This is a genomic window from Limnohabitans planktonicus II-D5 (assembly GCF_001270065.2).
GTDB lineage: Bacteria > Pseudomonadota > Gammaproteobacteria > Burkholderiales > Burkholderiaceae_C > Limnohabitans_A > Limnohabitans_A planktonicus.
Map to the genome: position 1 here is coordinate 13,168 of NZ_LFYT02000013.1, position 16,539 is coordinate 29,706.

A 16,539-nucleotide genomic window follows, 5' to 3' on the forward strand; every position below is an offset into this window, starting at 1 on the left:
AATGCAAACCTATGTTCGAACAAACCTTTAAAAATATCGATGACATCCTGCACAAAGACGCGGGGTGCACCAGCGAGCTGGACTACACCGAGCAATCCTCCTGGCTGCTGTTTTTAAAGTACCTTGACGCCCTCGAAGCCGACAAAGCAACCGAGGCGGTGCTGGAGGGGCGTGACTACCAATTCATCTTGAGCGAACCCTACCGCTGGGCCGCATGGGCTGCGCCCAAAGCTGCGGATGGCAAGATCGACCACAACGCCGCCATGACGGGCGACGACCTCAAGGGCTTTGTCAACGCCAAACTGTTCCCGTATCTTGCGGGCTTCAAGCAACGCGCCAGCGGGCCGCAGACCATCGAATACAAAATCGGTGAAGTCTTTGGCGAGATCACCAACAAAATCCAAAGCGGCTACAACCTGCGCGACGTGATCGACCGCATTGATGAGTTGCGCTTTGGCAGCCAAGCGCAAAAACACGAGCTGTCGCACCTGTACGAAGCCAAGATCAAAAACATGGGCAACGCCGGGCGCAACGGCGGCGAATACTACACACCGCGCCCACTGATTCGCGCCATGATCGAGGTGATGCAGCCCCAAATTGGCGAACGCATTTACGACGCTGCCTGCGGGTCGGCCGGCTTTCTGTGCGAAGCCTTTGCGTATCTGAGCCCCAAAGCCACCAAGGCCGACGACCTGGACACGCTGCAAAAGTGCACCTTCTACGGCAAAGAGAAAAAGAGCCTGGCCTACGTGATCGGCATCATGAACATGATCCTGCACGGCATCGAAGCGCCCAACATCGTGCACACCAACACGCTGGGCGAAAACATCAACGACATCCAAGAGCGTGACCGCTACGACGTGATCCTGGCCAACCCGCCCTTTGGCGGCAAAGAGCGCAAAGAGGTGCAGCAAAACTTCCCCATCAAAACCGGGGAAACCGCCTTCTTGTTCATGCAGCACTTCATCAAAAGCCTGCGTGCCGGGGGCCGTGCGGCGGTGGTCATCAAAAACACGTTTCTCAGCAACACCGACAACGCCAGCGTGGCCCTGCGCAAACAGCTGCTGACGGATTGCAACCTGCACACCGTGCTGGACTGCCCCGGTGGCACCTTTCAGGGCGCAGGCGTCAAAACCGTGGTGCTGTTCTTCACCAAAGGCGAGCCCACCCGAAAGACTTGGTTTTATCAATTGGAGCCCGGCCGCAACATGGGTAAAACCAACCCGCTGAACGACGCGGACTTGGTGGAGTTTGTGCAGCTTCAAAAGGCGCAAGCCGACTCGCCAAAAAGCTGGAGCGTGGCAGCCGACAGCGTGAACCTGGACACGTTTGACCTGTCGGTGAAAAACCCGAACGGCGGCGAAGAAGTGGTGCACCGCAGCCCGGCGGACATCCTCGACGAGATTGCGGCGCTGGATGCTGAGGCGGCGGAAGTGTTGGGGAATATTCGGGGGTTGTTGGCGTGAAGGCAGATTGGAAAAAAAGCACGCTTGGAAATGTCCTATCCACATTAAAAAATGGACTTAACTGCAAGCAAAGCAAAGATATAGCTGGTCAAAAAATTTCAAGAATTGAGTCAATCTCAACGGCAAGCTTCGACATAAATCGAGTCGGGTTTTCAGAAATTAGTGAATCGGACAAAGCAAAATTTAAGCTCTCAAAAGGCGACATTCTTTTCAGTCATATCAACAGCCCAATTCACGTTGGAAAAACTGCAACTTTTAATGAGGATGAGGATGTCTACCATGGCGTAAATTTATTGCTGATGAGACCGAACGAAGAAGTCTTGCCAGCCTATCTAGAGCTTTATCTGAAATCTTTATTCGAAAGCGGTTATTGGTTAAAAAGGTGTAAGCAATCAGTAAATCAAGCCAGCGTCAACCAACAAGACATCGCGCAGGTCGCTATTGAATACCCGAGCAGCGTGACAGAGCAACGCCGCATCGTCAGCCTCCTCGACGAAGCCTTTGCCGACATCGCCACCGCCAAAGCCAACGCCGAAAAGAATCTCCAAAACGCCCGCGAGCTTTTCAACAGTCATCTCGACGCCATCGTTGTCCACGCTCAAGAGAATGGCGAAATAGTCGCTTTGAGTGAATTGGCCACTGACATCACCGATGGCGATCACATGCCACCGCCCAAGGTTGAACATGGCTTACCGTTCATCACCATTGGAAACATCGATAAGCAGACAAGAACCATCGATTTTTCAGACACCTTCAAAGTTCCTCGTGAATATTTTGATGCGCTGAAAGCCAACAAGAAGCCCATGCGCGGCGATGTGCTTTACACGGTCACAGGCTCATTTGGCATTCCTGTCTTAGTGGAAGACGACACAGAGTTTTGCTTTCAACGCCACATTGGCCTGATACGCTCCAAAGCAGAAGTTGACAGCACTTGGCTCCAATACCTGCTGCAATCGCCACAGGTATTTAACCAAGCAGCAGATGGGGCTACCGGCACCGCACAAAAAACAGTGTCACTCAAGGTTCTGCGTAATCTTCAAGTACCAAGGATTTCCCTCAAAGATCAATTGGCTTATATTGAAACACTGAGAAGTGTCGAAGCTGAATGCCGCCGCCTCGAAACCATCTACCGCCAAAAACTCACCGCCCTCGACGACCTCAAAAAATCCCTGCTGCACCAAGCCTTCAGCGGGCAGCTCTGACCACGGGTTGATATGAACCGCCGACATCTTGTCGACGGTTGCGCTATCACAAAGGTAAACCTGCTTACAAAGTGGGTTTCAGTCGGTTACCCGCTGTAACCGACTGACTCGGTTCAACCGTACGAAAAAAACGTACGGTTGGACTGGTGACAATCTGTCACCAGTTGCGCCAAAATGGAAAATTTTCTCAATATTGAATCCAAACTGACTACACTCATTCGATTGCTCAAATAAACCAACGCCCATGCCCACCAACACCACCGACACAAGCAAACGTGCCATTTATCAAGGTGACAGCGGTGCGGTGGAGGTCCAGAAAAGCGGTGGAACTGTCTGGTTACGTCAAGAGCAGTTTCCACTGTTCGACATTGAAAACTCCCACACTGAAGAAACACACGCCAGCCAAACACCTGCCGGGCCCTACAGTAACTTCATCGTTTATGTCGATGAAAGTGGTGATCACGGCATGCAAACAGTGGATGCCAATTACCCGGTCTTTGCCCTGGCCTTTTGTGTTTTCTACAAAGGGCACTACAGCGAAAAAATCGTCCCCGCGCTTCAAAAGTTCAAGTTCAACCACTTTGGCCATGATCTTGTCGTTTTGCACGAACATGAGATCCGCAAGGAAAAGGGGAGCTTCAAGTTCAACAACAAGCAGCACAAGCGTGAATTTCTGGATGGCTTGACCTCCATCATCGAGGCCAGTAACTTCATATTGATCAGCGCAGTAATTGATAAACGCCAGTTGAAGGATAAGCACGGCGTGGGCAGCAACCCTTATCACTTGGCGCTGGGCTTTTGCGTGGAAACGCTTTATGAACTGATGCTGGAAAAGAACCAGGCTGACGCCCTGACCCACATCGTAGTGGAGTGCCGTGGGGACAAAGAAGACAAAGATCTTGAGCTGGAATTTCGACGCGTCTGCGATGCTTCGGACAAATTGGGCAAGCGTTTGCCCTTTGACATCATATTTGCCAGCAAACAAACCAACTCAGCAGGATTGCAACTGGCCGACCTGGTGGCCCGACCTGTAGGCTTGAGCGTGATCCGACCGGAGCAGCCAAACCGTGCATTCGATGTGCTGAAGAAAAAGTTCTTCTGCAGCGGTGGCCGAAAGCAGGTGGGCAATGGCTTTGAGAATTGGGGCTTGAAGGTTTATCCACCCCTAGAAAGCGAAAAGCCCCGATGAAACTCACCGAGGCTGTAGCGCCGACCAGGAACCCCCAATCCACTTGCATGAAAGTATATCGGATTCTTTGACCTGCAGGTAAAGCTCTTGAGCAGACCCAAAGCCGAATAACAGCCAAAACCAATAAATTCATAGTCAATGACCAAGCCTTTAAACGAAGCCGAAACCCGCGCCGAACACATCGACCCCGCCCTGGCCGCCGCAGGCTGGGGCCAGGTGGATGGCAGCCGCGTTCTGCGTGAGCACAACATCACGGCGGGTCGCCTGCAGGGCGCGGGCAAGCGGGCGCGGGCCGACATTGCGGACTATGTGCTGGTCTACCGCAACACCAAGCTGGCGGTGATCGAGGCCAAAGCCTGGGCCAAGCCGCTGACCGAGGGCGTGGGCCAGGCCAAGAGCTACGCGGCCAAACTGTCCATTCGCCACACCTACGCCACCAACGGCCAAGGCATTTACGGCATCGACATGCACACGGGGGCCGAAGGTGAAGTGGCCCGCTACCCCACACCCGACGAGTTGTGGAACATGGCTTTTGGCGAGAGCGAGGCGCAAGCTGCCGCTTGGCGCAAACGTTTTGCCGCCGTGCCGCTCGAAGACAAAGCCGGCACCTGGATGGGCCGCTATTACCAGGAGAGCGCCATCACCCGCGTGCTGGAGGCGGTGGCGAATGGCAAAGACCGTGTGCTGCTGACGCTGGCCACAGGCACGGGCAAAACCTTCATCGCGTTTCAGCTGGCTTGGAAGCTGTTTCACAGCCGCTGGAATTTGAAGGATTGGAAAGAAGGCACAGAGCCCAGCCGCCGCCCACGCATTTTGTTTTTGGCAGACCGCAACATCCTGGCCGATCAGGCGTTCACCGCGTTCTCGCCCTTCCCGGAAGATGCGGTGGTGCGCATCGACCCCAGCGACATCAAGAAGAAAGGCCGCGTGCCCAAGAACGGCAGCGTGTTCTTCACGATCTTTCAGACCTTCATGAGTGGGCCGGGGGATACGCCCTACTTTGGCGAATACCCGCCGGACTTTTTTGACTTCATCATCATCGACGAGTGCCACCGGGGCGGTGCCAATGATGAAGGCAGCTGGCGGGCGATTTTGGAGTACTTCAGCCCCGCCGTGCAGCTGGGCCTGACGGCCACGCCCAAGCGCACGATCAACGCCGACACCTATGGCTATTTTGGTGACCCGGTTTACACCTACTCGCTCAAGGACGGCATCAACGATGGCTTTTTGACGCCGTTTCGCGTCAAACAAATCGTGACCACGCTGGACGATTACGTCTACACCGCCGACGACATGGTGCTGGACGGCGAAGTGCAGCAAGGCAAGCGCTACGAAGAAAAAGACTTCAACCGCAGCATCGAGATCAAAGAGCGCGAGGCCTACCGCGTCAAGCTGTTCATGGACAGCATCGACCAGCGCGAAAAGACCATCGTGTTTTGTGCCACCCAGCAGCACGCCCTGCTGGTGCGCGACCTGATCAACCAGATCAAGATCAGCCCCGCGCCCGACTACTGCGTGCGCGTGACCGCCAACGACGGCAAGCTGGGCGAGCAGCACCTGAGCCAGTTTCAGGACAACGAAAAATCGCTGCCCACCATCCTGACCACGTCGCAAAAACTCTCCACAGGCGTGGACGCCCGCAACGTGCGCAACATCGTGCTGATGCGGCCCGTGAATTCGATGATCGAGTTCAAGCAAATCATCGGGCGCGGCACGCGCCTGTATGACGGCAAGGACTACTTCACGATCTACGACTTTGTGAAGGCGCACCACCTGTTCAGCGACCCGGAATGGGACGGCGAACCCGTGGAACCCGAGCCACCGACCGACAAGCCTTTGCCCCCGAGCTGGCAACCGCAAGATCCAACCGAGCCACCCAAGGTGCGCGAGCCTGGCGAAGACCGTCCGGCCAAGCTGGTGGTCAAACTGGCCGACGGCAAAACCCGCACCATCCAGCACATCACATCCACCAGCTACTGGGGTCCAGACGGCAAACCGCTGTCACCCGCGCAGTTTTTGGAAAGCCTGTTTGGCGCCCTGCCCGAGTTCTTCAAGAACGAAGACGAGCTGCGCACCCTGTGGGCCGACCCGACCACGCGCAAAGCGCTGCTCGGCGGCCTGGCCGACAAAGGCTTTGGCCGCGACCCGCTGCGCGAAATGCAACGCATCATCGAAGCCGAAAAAAGCGACCTCTTCGACGTGCTGGCCTACGTGGCCTTTGCCCTGCCCACCGAAACCCGCGCCACCCGTGCGGATCGCGCCAAGGCCCACAACGCGGCGACTTACGGCCAAAAGCAGCAAGCCTTCTTGGCGTTTGTTCTGGATCAGTACGTGACCCAAGGCGTGGACCAACTCGACGCCGACAAACTCACCCCGCTGCTCAAGCTCCGCTACAACGCGCTGAACGACGCGATGGCGGAGTTGGGGGATGCGGTGCAGGTGAGGCAGGCGTTTGTGGGGATGCAGCGGTATTTGTATAAATAGAGTATTTTCAAAATGAAAGAATTCACGGTCACAAACTGGATTGAGCTTGGTATCGCAGTTACTGAATCCTCATCTGGAGACTCAATAAATATTATTAGCGGAACATACCCAACAATTCCAATAAAAGAAAATATTAATGTAATTTTTCCAAGTGATTTTTCAGTGAAAGTTGGATTTTTACCTTTACAGATTGGCCTGACGGAAAATTATCAATGCAGCTCTATTAATATTAACAACACTAGAATTCACAACATCAATCAAGACCCCTCCATTATTAAGGGCTGGTATATATATAGAAAAGAATTACCTTTTGAGGTCCACACAGCAGACATTGCCTCTTTTATTCATCCAAATGGATCAATTATTGTGGCATTAGGCAACAATAAGCAAGGCTTCGAGATAGGCCCAGACAATACCGGTGCAGACAAGCAGCTCCCGAAAGGCGTTGTAGAAATAAGAATCCCATTCACGGAAGATATTTCTCTAGATGCACAATACAACTTGGACTCAGAAAGCATTTATAGTCAATACAGAAGCCAGACAGAAAATGAAAAAATCAATGCTTTCGAAAATCAAAACAATGCACCAATAATTAATTTAAATGATTTTGAATATCGCGCCCTATGGGCATTAAATTCATTTATTATCATTTATGGAGGCATGACAAGCAAACAGAAAAAAGTCTCTGGATACTCAACAGCTGAATTTCGTGATGGCTTGATTTCTTCAAAATTCAATGATCCGATAAATGCAAAATTCAGATCACAAAGCTATATCGACAGCTATTCAGGATCTCATGAAATTGATTTCACAAAAATTCAACATAAATTATTTTCAAAAAATACATTTTCATTAAACAATTACATTGAAGGATACATGCACAAATTAAACTATGCGCAGGCAACCATATTGATGGACCAACGCATCGAAGAAATTAGCAAAGACAGCAAGAATAAATATGAAAAAATTGAGTCTTTAAAAATTTCCAAAAAATACAAACAGCATCTATTGGAAATAATTATCGCTAGAAACTCACTTTTACACAGGGGTTCGCTGTCAATTCAAAAAAATATCGACGCCTTTAAATTCGCAAAGAAAAATTATCCTAATCTGGTCGAATTAAGTGAATTCGAAATTTTTGCAATAAAACGTCCGTGGTATTGGTTTGAGGCATTTCAAAAGTTTAACTGCATTGACACAAATTAAAGTTGAATGAGTCAATGATTCAACTGCCCCCAAGCCTTTTCCAGCCGATTGATGCTCACCGGCTGTAGGGTGGGCAGTTCTTCCAGTAGTCAACAGAACTCAAGCATGCGGGCGTCTTGCGCACCTTTGGGTTGGGCCACCAAGCTCCAGTAGCGTTGCTCTTGAGGTTTCAGCTTGGTCAGGCGCTAGGAGTCGCGGGCGGGGTCGGCGCGGTATTTATCTGGGGCATCACAACAACGCATCCAACCCTTTGCGGTCCAGCAAGTTCAGCAACTTGAGCGATGGGCCGCTGGGGTGCTTTTCACCGATCTCCCATTTGCGCACGGTAGAGGCGCTGGTGTTGAGCACCGTCGCCATCACTGTCTGACTCAAATTGTGCTGCTCGCGCAGAGCGCGGATTTGGGCGCTGTCATAAGGCGCAATCGGCTCCATGCACAGCGCGTCGAGCTTTTGCATCTTGCGCTTGTCGATGAATCCCAAACGCTCCAAGTCGGCTGCTGTTTCATAAACCGTTTCCAACACACGGCTGGCAGCTTGGGGTTTGGCCTTGGTCTGTGTTTTCGGTTTAGTGCTCATGGCAAATTTCCTGTAATGAACCGTCTTGTACCGCGACTTCAAGCTGACGCCCGGTCAAGTCCAGCAGTTGTTTGGCCAGCCACTGCAAAGCTTCCAGCTCGGTACGGGAAACATTGGACTTTTCGTTCTTTTCAAATCCGAACACAAAAAACCAACGGCTGGCCCTGCGCGTGGCCACCAAAGTGCGGGCGCCCCCACGCTTGCCACGACCGGGCAAGGCAACACGCTTCTTGAGCACATCGCCACCCAGATCGGCATCCACCAGTCCGCCGACCATCTCGCTCACGGCCAAGCACAAAGCGTCATCCGTCAGATCGGTTTTACGCATCCACTTGGCAAATTGACGGGTTTTGAAGACGCGGCGCATGCATCAAAGTATGCCACTTAGTGACATATTATTCAACCTGGTTAAAAAACATTAGCCTGAACCCCATTGTCTGAATGACAACAGCGATGTCTTTTTGACAACGACTAAATGCTCAACTGAGCAAAAATTCTCAATGGTTCAACTGCCCCCAAGCCTTCTCCAGCCGCTTGATGCTGACGGGCTGCGGGGTGCGCAGCTCTTGCGCGAAGAAGCTCACGCGCAGCTCTTCCAGTAGCCAGCGGAACTCCAGCATGCGGGCGTCTTGGGCGCCTTTGCGTTCGGCCACCAGGCGCCAGTAGCGTTGTTCTTGCGGTTTCAGCTCGGTCAGGCGCTGGGCGTCGCGGGCGGGGTCGGCGCGGTATTTATCGAGGCGCAGGGTGATGGCCTTGAGGTAGCGGGCATAGTGCTGCAGTTGCGGCCACGGGGTGGCGGACATGAAGTTTTTGGGCATCAGGCGTTGCAGTTGCTGGGTGCAGTCTGCCGTCGCATCGGGGGCGTTTTTGGTGTCTTTGATCTTGCGGGTGGCCGCGCCAAACTCCAGCAAGATGCTGCCCGCCAGCCGAGCCACTTCGTTGGCGATCAGGGTCAAGCGGCCCCGGCCTTCTTCGATGCGGCGCTTGAAGGTGATTTCGTCGTTGGGCAGCGGGCCCTGCAAGAAGGCGCGGTCCAGGGCCACGTCGATGATCTGGGTTTTCAGCTCGTCGGCCGTGCCCAGCGGCATGTAGGCCACGGCCATTTTTTGCAGGTCAGGGATGTTTTTCTCAAGGTACTTGAGCGCGTCTTTGATCTGCAGCGCAAACAGGCGGCGCAGGCCCGCGCGGTTTTTGCTGGCGGCCACGTCGGGCTCGTCAAACACCTCGATGGTCACGGCGTCTTGCACGTCCACCAGCGCGGGGAAGCCAATCAAGGTCTGGCCGCCTTTGCTGATTTCCATCAGCTCGGGGAGTTCGCCGAAGGTCCAGGCGGTGTAGCGCTGGGGGGCCAGGGGCTTGGGCGCGGCGGCAGGTTTGGCCGTTGCGGGTGCGCGTTGGCTGGATTGCCGCGCTTCGCTCGCAATGACGGAAGAAGAGCTTGCAGTGGCGGGAGACGGGCTTACGTTGTTTTGAGTGACGCTCGCACTGACGGAGGACACTTTCAACTGCGCCAGCGCCTGGAACGCACCCCGCGCTTTGGCACCCAGCTCGCCTTTGAGCGCACCCAGGTTGCGGCCCATACCCAGCTGGCGGCCGTGTTCGTCCACCACCAACAGGTTCATGAACAAATGCGGGCTGAGCATGTCGTGTTTGAAGTCGGTGCGCTTCACATCCAAGCTGGTTTCATCGCGCACTTTCTTGAGCAGCACGTCGGTGAGCGATCCAGCACCAAACAGCTCGGGCACCGACAACTCGGCGGCCAAGCGTGTGGCCGATTCGGGCAGTGGCACAAAGCGGCTGCGCGGGCGCTGGGGCAGGCTTTTGAGCAGGGCCTGGATCTTGTCTTTGAGCAAGCCGGGCACCAGCCATTCACAGCGGTCTTCACTCACTTGGTTGAGCACAAACAGCGGCACCGTGACCGTCACGCCATCGCGGGCGTCGCCCGGTTGGTGCAAATACACCGCCGTGCAATCGGTGCCGCCCAATCGAATCTGTTTGGGGAAAGCCTGCGTGGTGATGCCTGCGGCTTCGTGGCGCATCAGCTCTTCGCGGGTCAGCAGCAACAGGCGCGGCTGCTTGGCGCTCTCATGGCGGTACCAGTCTTCCAGCAAGCGGCCGCTGCACACATCGGGCGGGATCTGCTGGTCGTAAAAAGCGTAGATCAGCTCGTCATCCACCAGCACGTCTTGGCGACGCGACTTGTGTTCCAGCTCTTCGACCTTGGCGATCATCTTGTGGTTGGCGGCCAAAAACGGCAGCTTGGTTTCCCACTGGTCACCCACCAAGGCTTCGCGGATGAAGATGTCGCGTGCGCCGTGCAGGTCCACCCGGCTGTAGGCCGTGCGCCGCCCGCTGTAGACCACCAGGCCATAGAGCGTGGCGCGTTCCAGCGCAACCACTTCGGCCGACTTCTTTTCCCAATGCGGGTCGAGGACTTGTTTGCGCAGCAGGTGCGCACCAACTTGCTCCAGCCACTGCGGCTCGATGGCGGCAATGCCCCGGCCAAACAGGCGCGTGGTCTCGACCAGCTCTGCCACCACGATCCAGCGGCCCGGTTTTTTGCTCAGGTGTGCACCGGGGTGTTTGTGAAACTTGATGCCGCGTGCGCCCAGATAGGCCTCTTCGTCTTCGAGTTTGTAGCCCACGTTGCCCAGCAGGCCCGCCAGCATGGACAGGTGCAACTGCTCATACGTGGCAGGCTGCGTGTTGATGCGCCACTTGTGTTCGGCCACCACGGTGAGCAGTTGGGTGTGCGTGTCGCGCCACTCGCGCACACGGCGGATGTTGATGAAGTTTTGGCGCAGCAGCTGCTCGTATTGGCGGTTGCTGAGTTTGTGGGTCGGCTGGGTGGTGCGCACCCCGTCATCGCGAGGAGCGGAGCGACGCGGCGATCCAGCCTGAATACCACTGGATTGCCGTGCTTCGCTCGCCATGACGGAGGGTCTGTCATCGCGAGGTACGAAGCGATCCATGGTTTTCTGACCGCTTTGCATGCTCGCGCTTGAGTTGACGGCAGAGCGGGCATGGGGCTCACCACCCCGAGCGTCGTGAATCCATTTCCACAGCTTGAGGTAGCCGGTGAACTCGCTTTTGTCGTCGTCAAACTTGGCGTGTTGTTGGTCGGCCTGGGCTTGCAAGTCCATGGGGCGGTCACGCACGTCTTGCACGCTCATGGCACTGGCGATCACCAGCACTTCGTCCAAGGCGTTGCGGCCACGGGCCTCCAAAATCATGCGGCCCACGCGGGGGTCGAGCGGCAAGCGGGCAAGCTCTTGGCCGATGGGGGTGAGTTCGTTGTCGTCATCCACCGCGCCCAGCTCGGCCAGCAGTTGGTAGCCGTCGGTGATGGCGCGTTTGGACGGCGCTTCGATGAACGGGAAGTCTTCCACCACGCCCAGGTGCAGGCTCTTCATGCGCAAGATCACGCCCGCCAAGGATGACCGCAAAATTTCCGGGTCAGTAAAGCGCGGGCGGCCGGCAAAGTCTTTGTCGTCGTACAGGCGAATGCAAATGCCGTTGGCCACACGGCCGCAGCGGCCGGCTCGCTGGTTGGCCGCGGCCTGGCTGATGGGCTCGACCATCAGCTGCTCAACCTTGCTGCGCAGGCTGTAGCGCTTGACCCGGGCGGTGCCGGCGTCGATCACATAACGGATGCCGGGCACCGTCAAAGAAGTCTCAGCCACGTTGGTGGCCAGCACGATGCGGCGGCCGATGGACGCTTCAAAAATCTGGTCTTGCTCGGCCTGCGACAGGCGGGCAAACAAAGGCAAAACCTCGGCACCACGCGTGAGCGGCTGGTGCGACAGGTGTTTGCGCAGGTGGTCGGCGGCTTCGCGGATCTCGCGCTCGCCCGGCAAAAAAATCAGGATGTCACCCCCTGCCCCGCCTTGCCAGAGTTCGTCCACACCGTCGGCCATGGCCTCGTTCAAGCCGTAGTCACGCGACTCTTCAAACGGGCGGTAGCGCTGCTCGACTGGAAAAGTGCGGCCGGACACCATGATGACCGGGGCAGGACCGTTGCGAGACGCAAAGTGCTTGGCAAAGCGGTCGGCGTCAATCGTGGCCGAAGTCACCACGATTTTGAGGTCCGGGCGTCGCGGCAAGATCTGACGCAGGTAACCCAGCAAGAAGTCGATGTTCAGGCTGCGTTCATGCGCCTCGTCGATGATGATGGTGTCGTAGGCCTGCAGCAGCGGGTCGGTCTGGGTTTCAGCCAACAAGATGCCGTCGGTCATGAGCTTGACCGAGGCGTTTTTGGAGAGTCGATCCTGAAACCGCACCTTGAAACCCACCACCTCACCCAGCGGGGTCTTCAATTCCTCGGCAATCCGCTTGGCCACCGAGCTGGCCGCAATGCGCCGGGGCTGGGTGTGGCCGATCATCCGGGCCCGCTCGCCCGGTTTGGCGTTGAGCTTGCCGCGCCCCAGCATCAGCGCGATTTTGGGCAGCTGCGTGGTCTTGCCCGAGCCGGTTTCACCGCAGACGATGATGACCTGATGCTGGTCCATGGCGGCCATGATTTCGTCACGGCGGGCCGAGACGGGCAGGCCTTCGGGGAAGTCGATTTGGAGTTCAGACATGGGTCAAATGAAAGGGTAATGGCACGAACAAGCAGCGCTTACAAAGTACGACCCAAAGGCAGATACAGAGTCATGGGTTTGTCGGCATAGGGCGTGAAGCCGTAATGCAGGTAAAAATTTTGGGCAGCTGTGTCTTTGGCGTCCACCAGCATGGCAAAGGCCGCCACATGCTGGCGCGCTTGCAGGCACCGCTGCACCGCCAAGCCCACCAGCACCTGGCCCAGGCCCTGCCCACGAAAGCGCAGGTCCACCGCCAAGCGCCCCAGCCTGAAGCAGGGCACGGGGTATGCGGGCAAGGTTTTGCGGGTGTCGGCAGGTTGCTCGGCGTAGGCCACATGGGCTGCGCTCAGGCTGTAGTAGCCGAGGATGGTTTGCGGGACATCGCTGTCCACCAGCACGCGCACCGTGCTGATGCCTTTTTTCTGGTGCTGCGCGGCCAGTCGGTGCAGGTAGTCGTTCAGCGGCGGCACGCCGCAGTCAAAAGATGAACGGTCGTGGCGCTGGGCTTCGAGCAGTTGCTCTTCAAGCACGCTTGACCTTTGCCGCATCGGCAAGCGCGTCCTGCAAGGCGGCATTGGGCGCGAAATCGCCATTCAGTGCGGCCGCAAAGGCCTGAAAATCGCGGTCACTCAAGGTGATGCGCGATTCGCGCTCCAGCAACTCCAGCGCCTTGTCTTTGGCTGCCGCCCGCATGAAGGCCGACATGGTCGTGCCCATGAGCGCAGCTGCACGCGAGACCACGTCTTTTTCAGCGGCGTCCATTTTCAGGTCCAGTCGGGCAGCAGAAGCGGTCATGGTGCGGTCCTTTGAAGCGGGGTGTGAAGGTCTCGTGGGTCAATGGGTACGGAATTTTACCGTATGAATTTGTTACCCCAGGGGACATATTTTGTTGTCGAAAAAGTTCACGTGAACACGTGCTACACTGGTTTACGTGTTTTTCTAGAAAGAGGTTTTCATGAGCAACATCACCCTATCCATTGACGATAACCTGATTAAGCAAGCTCGTATCAAAGCCATCCAAGAAGGCACATCGCTGAGCGCAAAGATGCGCGAACTGCTGTCCTTGTATGTCCGGCAAGACACACCCGCTGCCCCCATCGTGATTCCCAAACTGCCTGTCTCCAAAGCACGGGGCGGCCTGCAAGCGGGCATTGACCCGAGCAGTAACCTCTCCATGTATGACGCGATGGACGCGGACATGGTCCTGACTCGGCTGTCATGACGCCTGATGTCAACGTGCTGGTGGCCGCTTACCGGCCCGACCACCCGCACCACTTGCCTGCCCGCGCCTGGCTGGACGATGCGGTTGTGCAAGCAGCCAACGGACGCACCAGCCTGATGCTGCTGGGCATGGTGATGACAGGTTTGATACGGATCACCACCCACCCCAAAATTTTTCAACAAATAGATCCGCTCCAAGACGTGACAGATTTTGTGGACAGCCTGCTCAGCTGCCCCGGCGTGCAATTTCAGCCGCAGAGCGCCACCTGGCCCAACCTCAGGCAAGTCTGTCTGGCACAACAAGCCACAGGCAACTTGATCACCGACGCTTGGATCGCCGCAACGGTGATGCAATCCGGTGAGACACTCTGCACATTCGATCGGGATTTCTCCCGATTGCTGCCTTCAGCCCAACTTCTTTTGCTCAAGCCCTGACACCTCACGCCCATGTCCACAGTCTTCAACTTCACCTTCGTGCCCTGGTTCCGGTCAGTGGCGCCCTACATCCACATGCACCGGGGCAAGACCTTTGTGGTGGGCATCGCAGGCGAGGCCATTGCGGCGGGCAAGCTGCAAAACCTGGCGCAAGATTTGGCACTGATCCAGAGCATGGGCGTGAAGGTTGTGCTGGTGCACGGCTTTCGCCCACAGGTCAATGAGCAGCTGGCCGCCAAAGGTCATACGCCCAAATATTCGCACGGCATCCGCATCACCGACAGCGTGGCGCTCGACTGCGCCCAAGAGGCTGCGGGCCAATTGCGCTACGAGATTGAAGCGGCCTTCAGCCAGGGCTTGCCCAACACGCCCATGGCGGGCTCCACGGTGCGAGTGATTTCAGGCAACTTCATCACCGCACGGCCGGTGGGCATTGTGGACGGCGTGGACTTCATCCACTCGGGCCTGGTGCGCAAGGTCGATGTGGACGGCATCATGCGCACGCTGGACATGGGCGCGATGGTGCTGCTCTCGCCCTTTGGCTTTTCGCCCACGGGTGAAGCCTTCAACCTGGCCATGGAAGAAGTGGCCACCAGCGTGGCCGCCGAGTTGCAGGCCGACAAGCTGATTTTTGTGACCGAGGTGCCGGGCATCCGCATCGAGCCCCATGCCCCGGCCAGTGAAGACAACCCCATCGACACCGAACTGCCACTGGCCGCGGCCAAACAGTTGCTGGCATCGCTCCCCACCCCGACCGAGCCGACCGACATCGGCTTTTATTTGCAGCACTGCGTGAAGGCTTGCGAAGAAGGCGTGGAGCGCTCGCACATCCTGCCCTTTGCGGTGGATGGCGCTTTGCTTCTGGAGGTGTATGTGCACGACGGCATCGGCACCATGGTCATCGATGAAAAGCTCGAAGAACTGCGCGAAGCCACGGCCGACGACGTGGGCGGCATTTTGCAGTTGATTGAGCCGTTTGAGAAAGACGGCACCCTGGTCAAGCGCGACCGCACCGAGATCGAGCGCGACATCGACCACTACACCATCATCGACCACGACGGCGTGATCTTTGCCTGCGCCGCGCTCTACCCCTACCCCGAATCCAAGACGGCCGAGATGGCCGCGCTCACCGTGTCGCCGCAGTCGCAGGGTCAGGGCGATGGCGAAAAGGTGCTCAAGCGCATCGAGCAACGCGCCCGCGCCATGGGCCTCAAGAGCATCTTTGTGCTGACCACCCGCACCATGCACTGGTTCATCAAACGCGGCTTTGCCCAGGTGGACCCGGACTGGCTGCCCGAAGCGCGCAAACGCAAATACAACTGGGACCGCAAGAGCCAGGTGCTGGTCAAGAAGCTGTGAAATAAAAGGTGCTGGCTGCGCGCTTGTTGCAGCGCATGCCCATCAGCTGGCACATGTCGAGCTTCAGGACAAGGAAAAATCCACCGCTGCCATGGCGTGCAACGCTGTGGTGTCAAAGCTGGGCAAGCCGCCGTCACCAGGTTGCAAGATCATGGTCAGTTCGGTGCAGCCCAATATCACGCCTTGCGCGCCTTGGGCCGCCAGATCGCGTACCAGTGCCGCGAGCTTCTGGCGCGAATCCTCCTTCACCACGCCCTGGCACAGCTCTTCAAAAATGACCCGGTGCACCTCGATGCGCCCGGGCTCATCGGGCACCACGCACGCGATGCCCCTTGCCGCCAGACGATCGCGCATGAAGGCTTGCTCCATGGTGAAACGGGTGCCCAGCAGCCCCACCTTGTGTAAACCAGCAGCCAAAATCGCGTCGGCGGTCACGTCGGCAATGTGCAACAAGGGCAAAGCGGTCACTGATTGCACCTCCTGCGCGATGCGGTGCATGGTGTTGGTGCAGATCAGCAAGACCTCGGCACCGCTGCTTTCGAGTTGCCGAGCTGCCGTTTGCAAAATTTCTGTCATGCGCAGCCAGTCACCCTGCTTTTGCAGATCGGCAATTTCCTGAAAGTCCAGGCTGATGAGGTGCACCCGCGCCGAGCGCAATCCGCCATGGCGCTTGGCCACTTCGCGGTTGATGTGTTGGTAATAAAGCGCCGTGGATTCCCAACTCATGCCGCCAATCAAACCGATTTTTTTCATGCCCGCCTTCTTTGCAAAATGAGTCTCGAAGTTTGCCACCAGACGACCAGCATGAAGTTTCAAAATCA

The 16,539-nt window shown here is 56.6% G+C and carries 14 protein-coding genes and 1 pseudogene; 8 read left to right on the plus strand and 7 right to left on the minus strand.

The window, feature by feature from the left end:
* The first annotated feature begins 11 nt into the window (after positions 1-11).
* From H663_RS31575 to H663_RS41325, 5 genes are all read left to right on the plus strand, one after another.
* Positions 12-1,466, plus strand: coding sequence for a class I SAM-dependent DNA methyltransferase (locus H663_RS31575; protein WP_053175050.1), 1,455 nt, complete (start codon positions 12-14; stop codon positions 1,464-1,466).
* A complete protein-coding gene (locus H663_RS31580) occupies positions 1,463-2,668 on the plus strand; it encodes a restriction endonuclease subunit S (protein WP_083451281.1) in 1,206 nt (401 codons plus the stop codon). The genes H663_RS31575 and H663_RS31580 overlap by 4 nt, the downstream gene beginning before the upstream one ends.
* Positions 2,669-2,912: 244 nt before the next feature.
* Positions 2,913-3,857, plus strand: a complete 945-nt coding sequence (locus H663_RS31585) for a DUF3800 domain-containing protein (protein ID WP_083451280.1) — start codon at positions 2,913-2,915, stop codon at positions 3,855-3,857.
* A gap of 138 nt (positions 3,858-3,995) precedes the next feature.
* Positions 3,996-6,341, plus strand: a complete 2,346-nt coding sequence (hsdR, locus tag H663_RS31590; RefSeq protein ID WP_053175045.1) for an EcoAI/FtnUII family type I restriction enzme subunit R — start codon at positions 3,996-3,998, stop codon at positions 6,339-6,341.
* A gap of 12 nt (positions 6,342-6,353) precedes the next feature.
* Complete coding sequence (locus H663_RS41325) at positions 6,354-7,547, plus strand: hypothetical protein (protein WP_053175042.1); 1,194 nt, start codon at positions 6,354-6,356, stop codon at positions 7,545-7,547.
* A gap of 11 nt (positions 7,548-7,558) precedes the next feature.
* Here the strand turns inward: H663_RS41325 and H663_RS42510 are convergent.
* The 6 genes and pseudogenes from H663_RS42510 to H663_RS31620 form a co-directional block, all read right to left on the minus strand.
* Positions 7,559-7,768 (minus strand): annotated as a pseudogene (locus tag H663_RS42510) (hypothetical protein); the annotation flags it as partial.
* A 7-nt stretch (positions 7,769-7,775) separates the two neighbouring features.
* On the minus strand, positions 7,776-8,123 hold the full coding sequence (locus H663_RS31600) for a helix-turn-helix domain-containing protein (protein WP_053175040.1): 348 nt from the start codon (positions 8,121-8,123) through the stop codon (positions 7,776-7,778).
* Positions 8,113-8,490, minus strand: coding sequence for a type II toxin-antitoxin system RelE/ParE family toxin (locus H663_RS31605; RefSeq protein ID WP_053175036.1), 378 nt, complete (start codon positions 8,488-8,490; stop codon positions 8,113-8,115). Before H663_RS31605 ends, H663_RS31600 begins: the two co-directional genes overlap by 11 nt.
* A gap of 130 nt (positions 8,491-8,620) precedes the next feature.
* A complete protein-coding gene (gene hrpA, locus H663_RS31610) occupies positions 8,621-12,703 on the minus strand; it encodes an ATP-dependent RNA helicase HrpA (protein ID WP_053175034.1) in 4,083 nt (1,360 codons plus the stop codon).
* A 38-nt stretch (positions 12,704-12,741) separates the two neighbouring features.
* Positions 12,742-13,233, minus strand: a complete 492-nt coding sequence (locus tag H663_RS31615; protein ID WP_165803906.1) for a GNAT family N-acetyltransferase — start codon at positions 13,231-13,233, stop codon at positions 12,742-12,744.
* Entirely contained in the window at positions 13,226-13,498 is a 273-nt protein-coding gene (locus tag H663_RS31620) for a type II toxin-antitoxin system TacA family antitoxin (protein WP_053175029.1), read from the minus strand. Before H663_RS31620 ends, H663_RS31615 begins: the two co-directional genes overlap by 8 nt.
* Positions 13,499-13,658: 160 nt before the next feature.
* Between H663_RS31620 and H663_RS31625 the strand changes: the two genes are divergently transcribed.
* Genes H663_RS31625 through argA form a run of 3 tightly spaced genes read left to right on the plus strand, consistent with a single transcriptional unit; the run spans position 13,659 to position 15,718 of the window.
* Entirely contained in the window at positions 13,659-13,925 is a 267-nt protein-coding gene (locus H663_RS31625) for a hypothetical protein (protein ID WP_053175026.1), read from the plus strand.
* Entirely contained in the window at positions 13,922-14,359 is a 438-nt protein-coding gene (locus tag H663_RS31630) for a TA system VapC family ribonuclease toxin (protein ID WP_053175022.1), read from the plus strand. The genes H663_RS31625 and H663_RS31630 overlap by 4 nt, the downstream gene beginning before the upstream one ends.
* A gap of 12 nt (positions 14,360-14,371) precedes the next feature.
* Positions 14,372-15,718: an amino-acid N-acetyltransferase gene (argA, locus tag H663_RS31635; protein WP_053175019.1), complete on the plus strand. Its 1,347-nt coding sequence runs from the start codon at positions 14,372-14,374 to the stop codon at positions 15,716-15,718.
* Between the two features lie 63 nt (positions 15,719-15,781).
* On the opposite strand, the gene H663_RS31640 is transcribed toward argA, so the two are convergent.
* Positions 15,782-16,471: an aspartate/glutamate racemase family protein gene (locus tag H663_RS31640; protein WP_053175017.1), complete on the minus strand. Its 690-nt coding sequence runs from the start codon at positions 16,469-16,471 to the stop codon at positions 15,782-15,784.
* Positions 16,472-16,539: the final 68 nt, after the last annotated feature.

Excerpts from the sequence above, each read along its gene's own strand:
- H663_RS31575 (WP_053175050.1), top strand. The coding sequence starts at position 12 with ATGTTCGAACAAACCTTTAAAAATATCGATGACATCCTGCACAAAGAC.
- H663_RS31585 (WP_083451280.1), top strand. The coding sequence starts at position 2,913 with ATGCCCACCAACACCACCGACACAAGCAAACGTGCCATTTATCAAGGT.
- hsdR (WP_053175045.1), top strand. The coding sequence starts at position 3,996 with ATGACCAAGCCTTTAAACGAAGCCGAAACCCGCGCCGAACACATCGAC.
- H663_RS41325 (WP_053175042.1), top strand. The coding sequence starts at position 6,354 with ATGAAAGAATTCACGGTCACAAACTGGATTGAGCTTGGTATCGCAGTT.
- H663_RS31600 (WP_053175040.1), bottom strand. The coding sequence starts at position 8,123 with ATGAGCACTAAACCGAAAACACAGACCAAGGCCAAACCCCAAGCTGCC.
- H663_RS31605 (WP_053175036.1), bottom strand. The coding sequence starts at position 8,490 with ATGCGCCGCGTCTTCAAAACCCGTCAATTTGCCAAGTGGATGCGTAAA.
- hrpA (WP_053175034.1), bottom strand. The coding sequence starts at position 12,703 with ATGTCTGAACTCCAAATCGACTTCCCCGAAGGCCTGCCCGTCTCGGCC.
- H663_RS31620 (WP_053175029.1), bottom strand. The coding sequence starts at position 13,498 with ATGACCGCTTCTGCTGCCCGACTGGACCTGAAAATGGACGCCGCTGAA.
- H663_RS31625 (WP_053175026.1), top strand. The coding sequence starts at position 13,659 with ATGAGCAACATCACCCTATCCATTGACGATAACCTGATTAAGCAAGCT.
- H663_RS31630 (WP_053175022.1), top strand. The coding sequence starts at position 13,922 with ATGACGCCTGATGTCAACGTGCTGGTGGCCGCTTACCGGCCCGACCAC.
- argA (WP_053175019.1), top strand. The coding sequence starts at position 14,372 with ATGTCCACAGTCTTCAACTTCACCTTCGTGCCCTGGTTCCGGTCAGTG.
- H663_RS31640 (WP_053175017.1), bottom strand. The coding sequence starts at position 16,471 with ATGAAAAAAATCGGTTTGATTGGCGGCATGAGTTGGGAATCCACGGCG.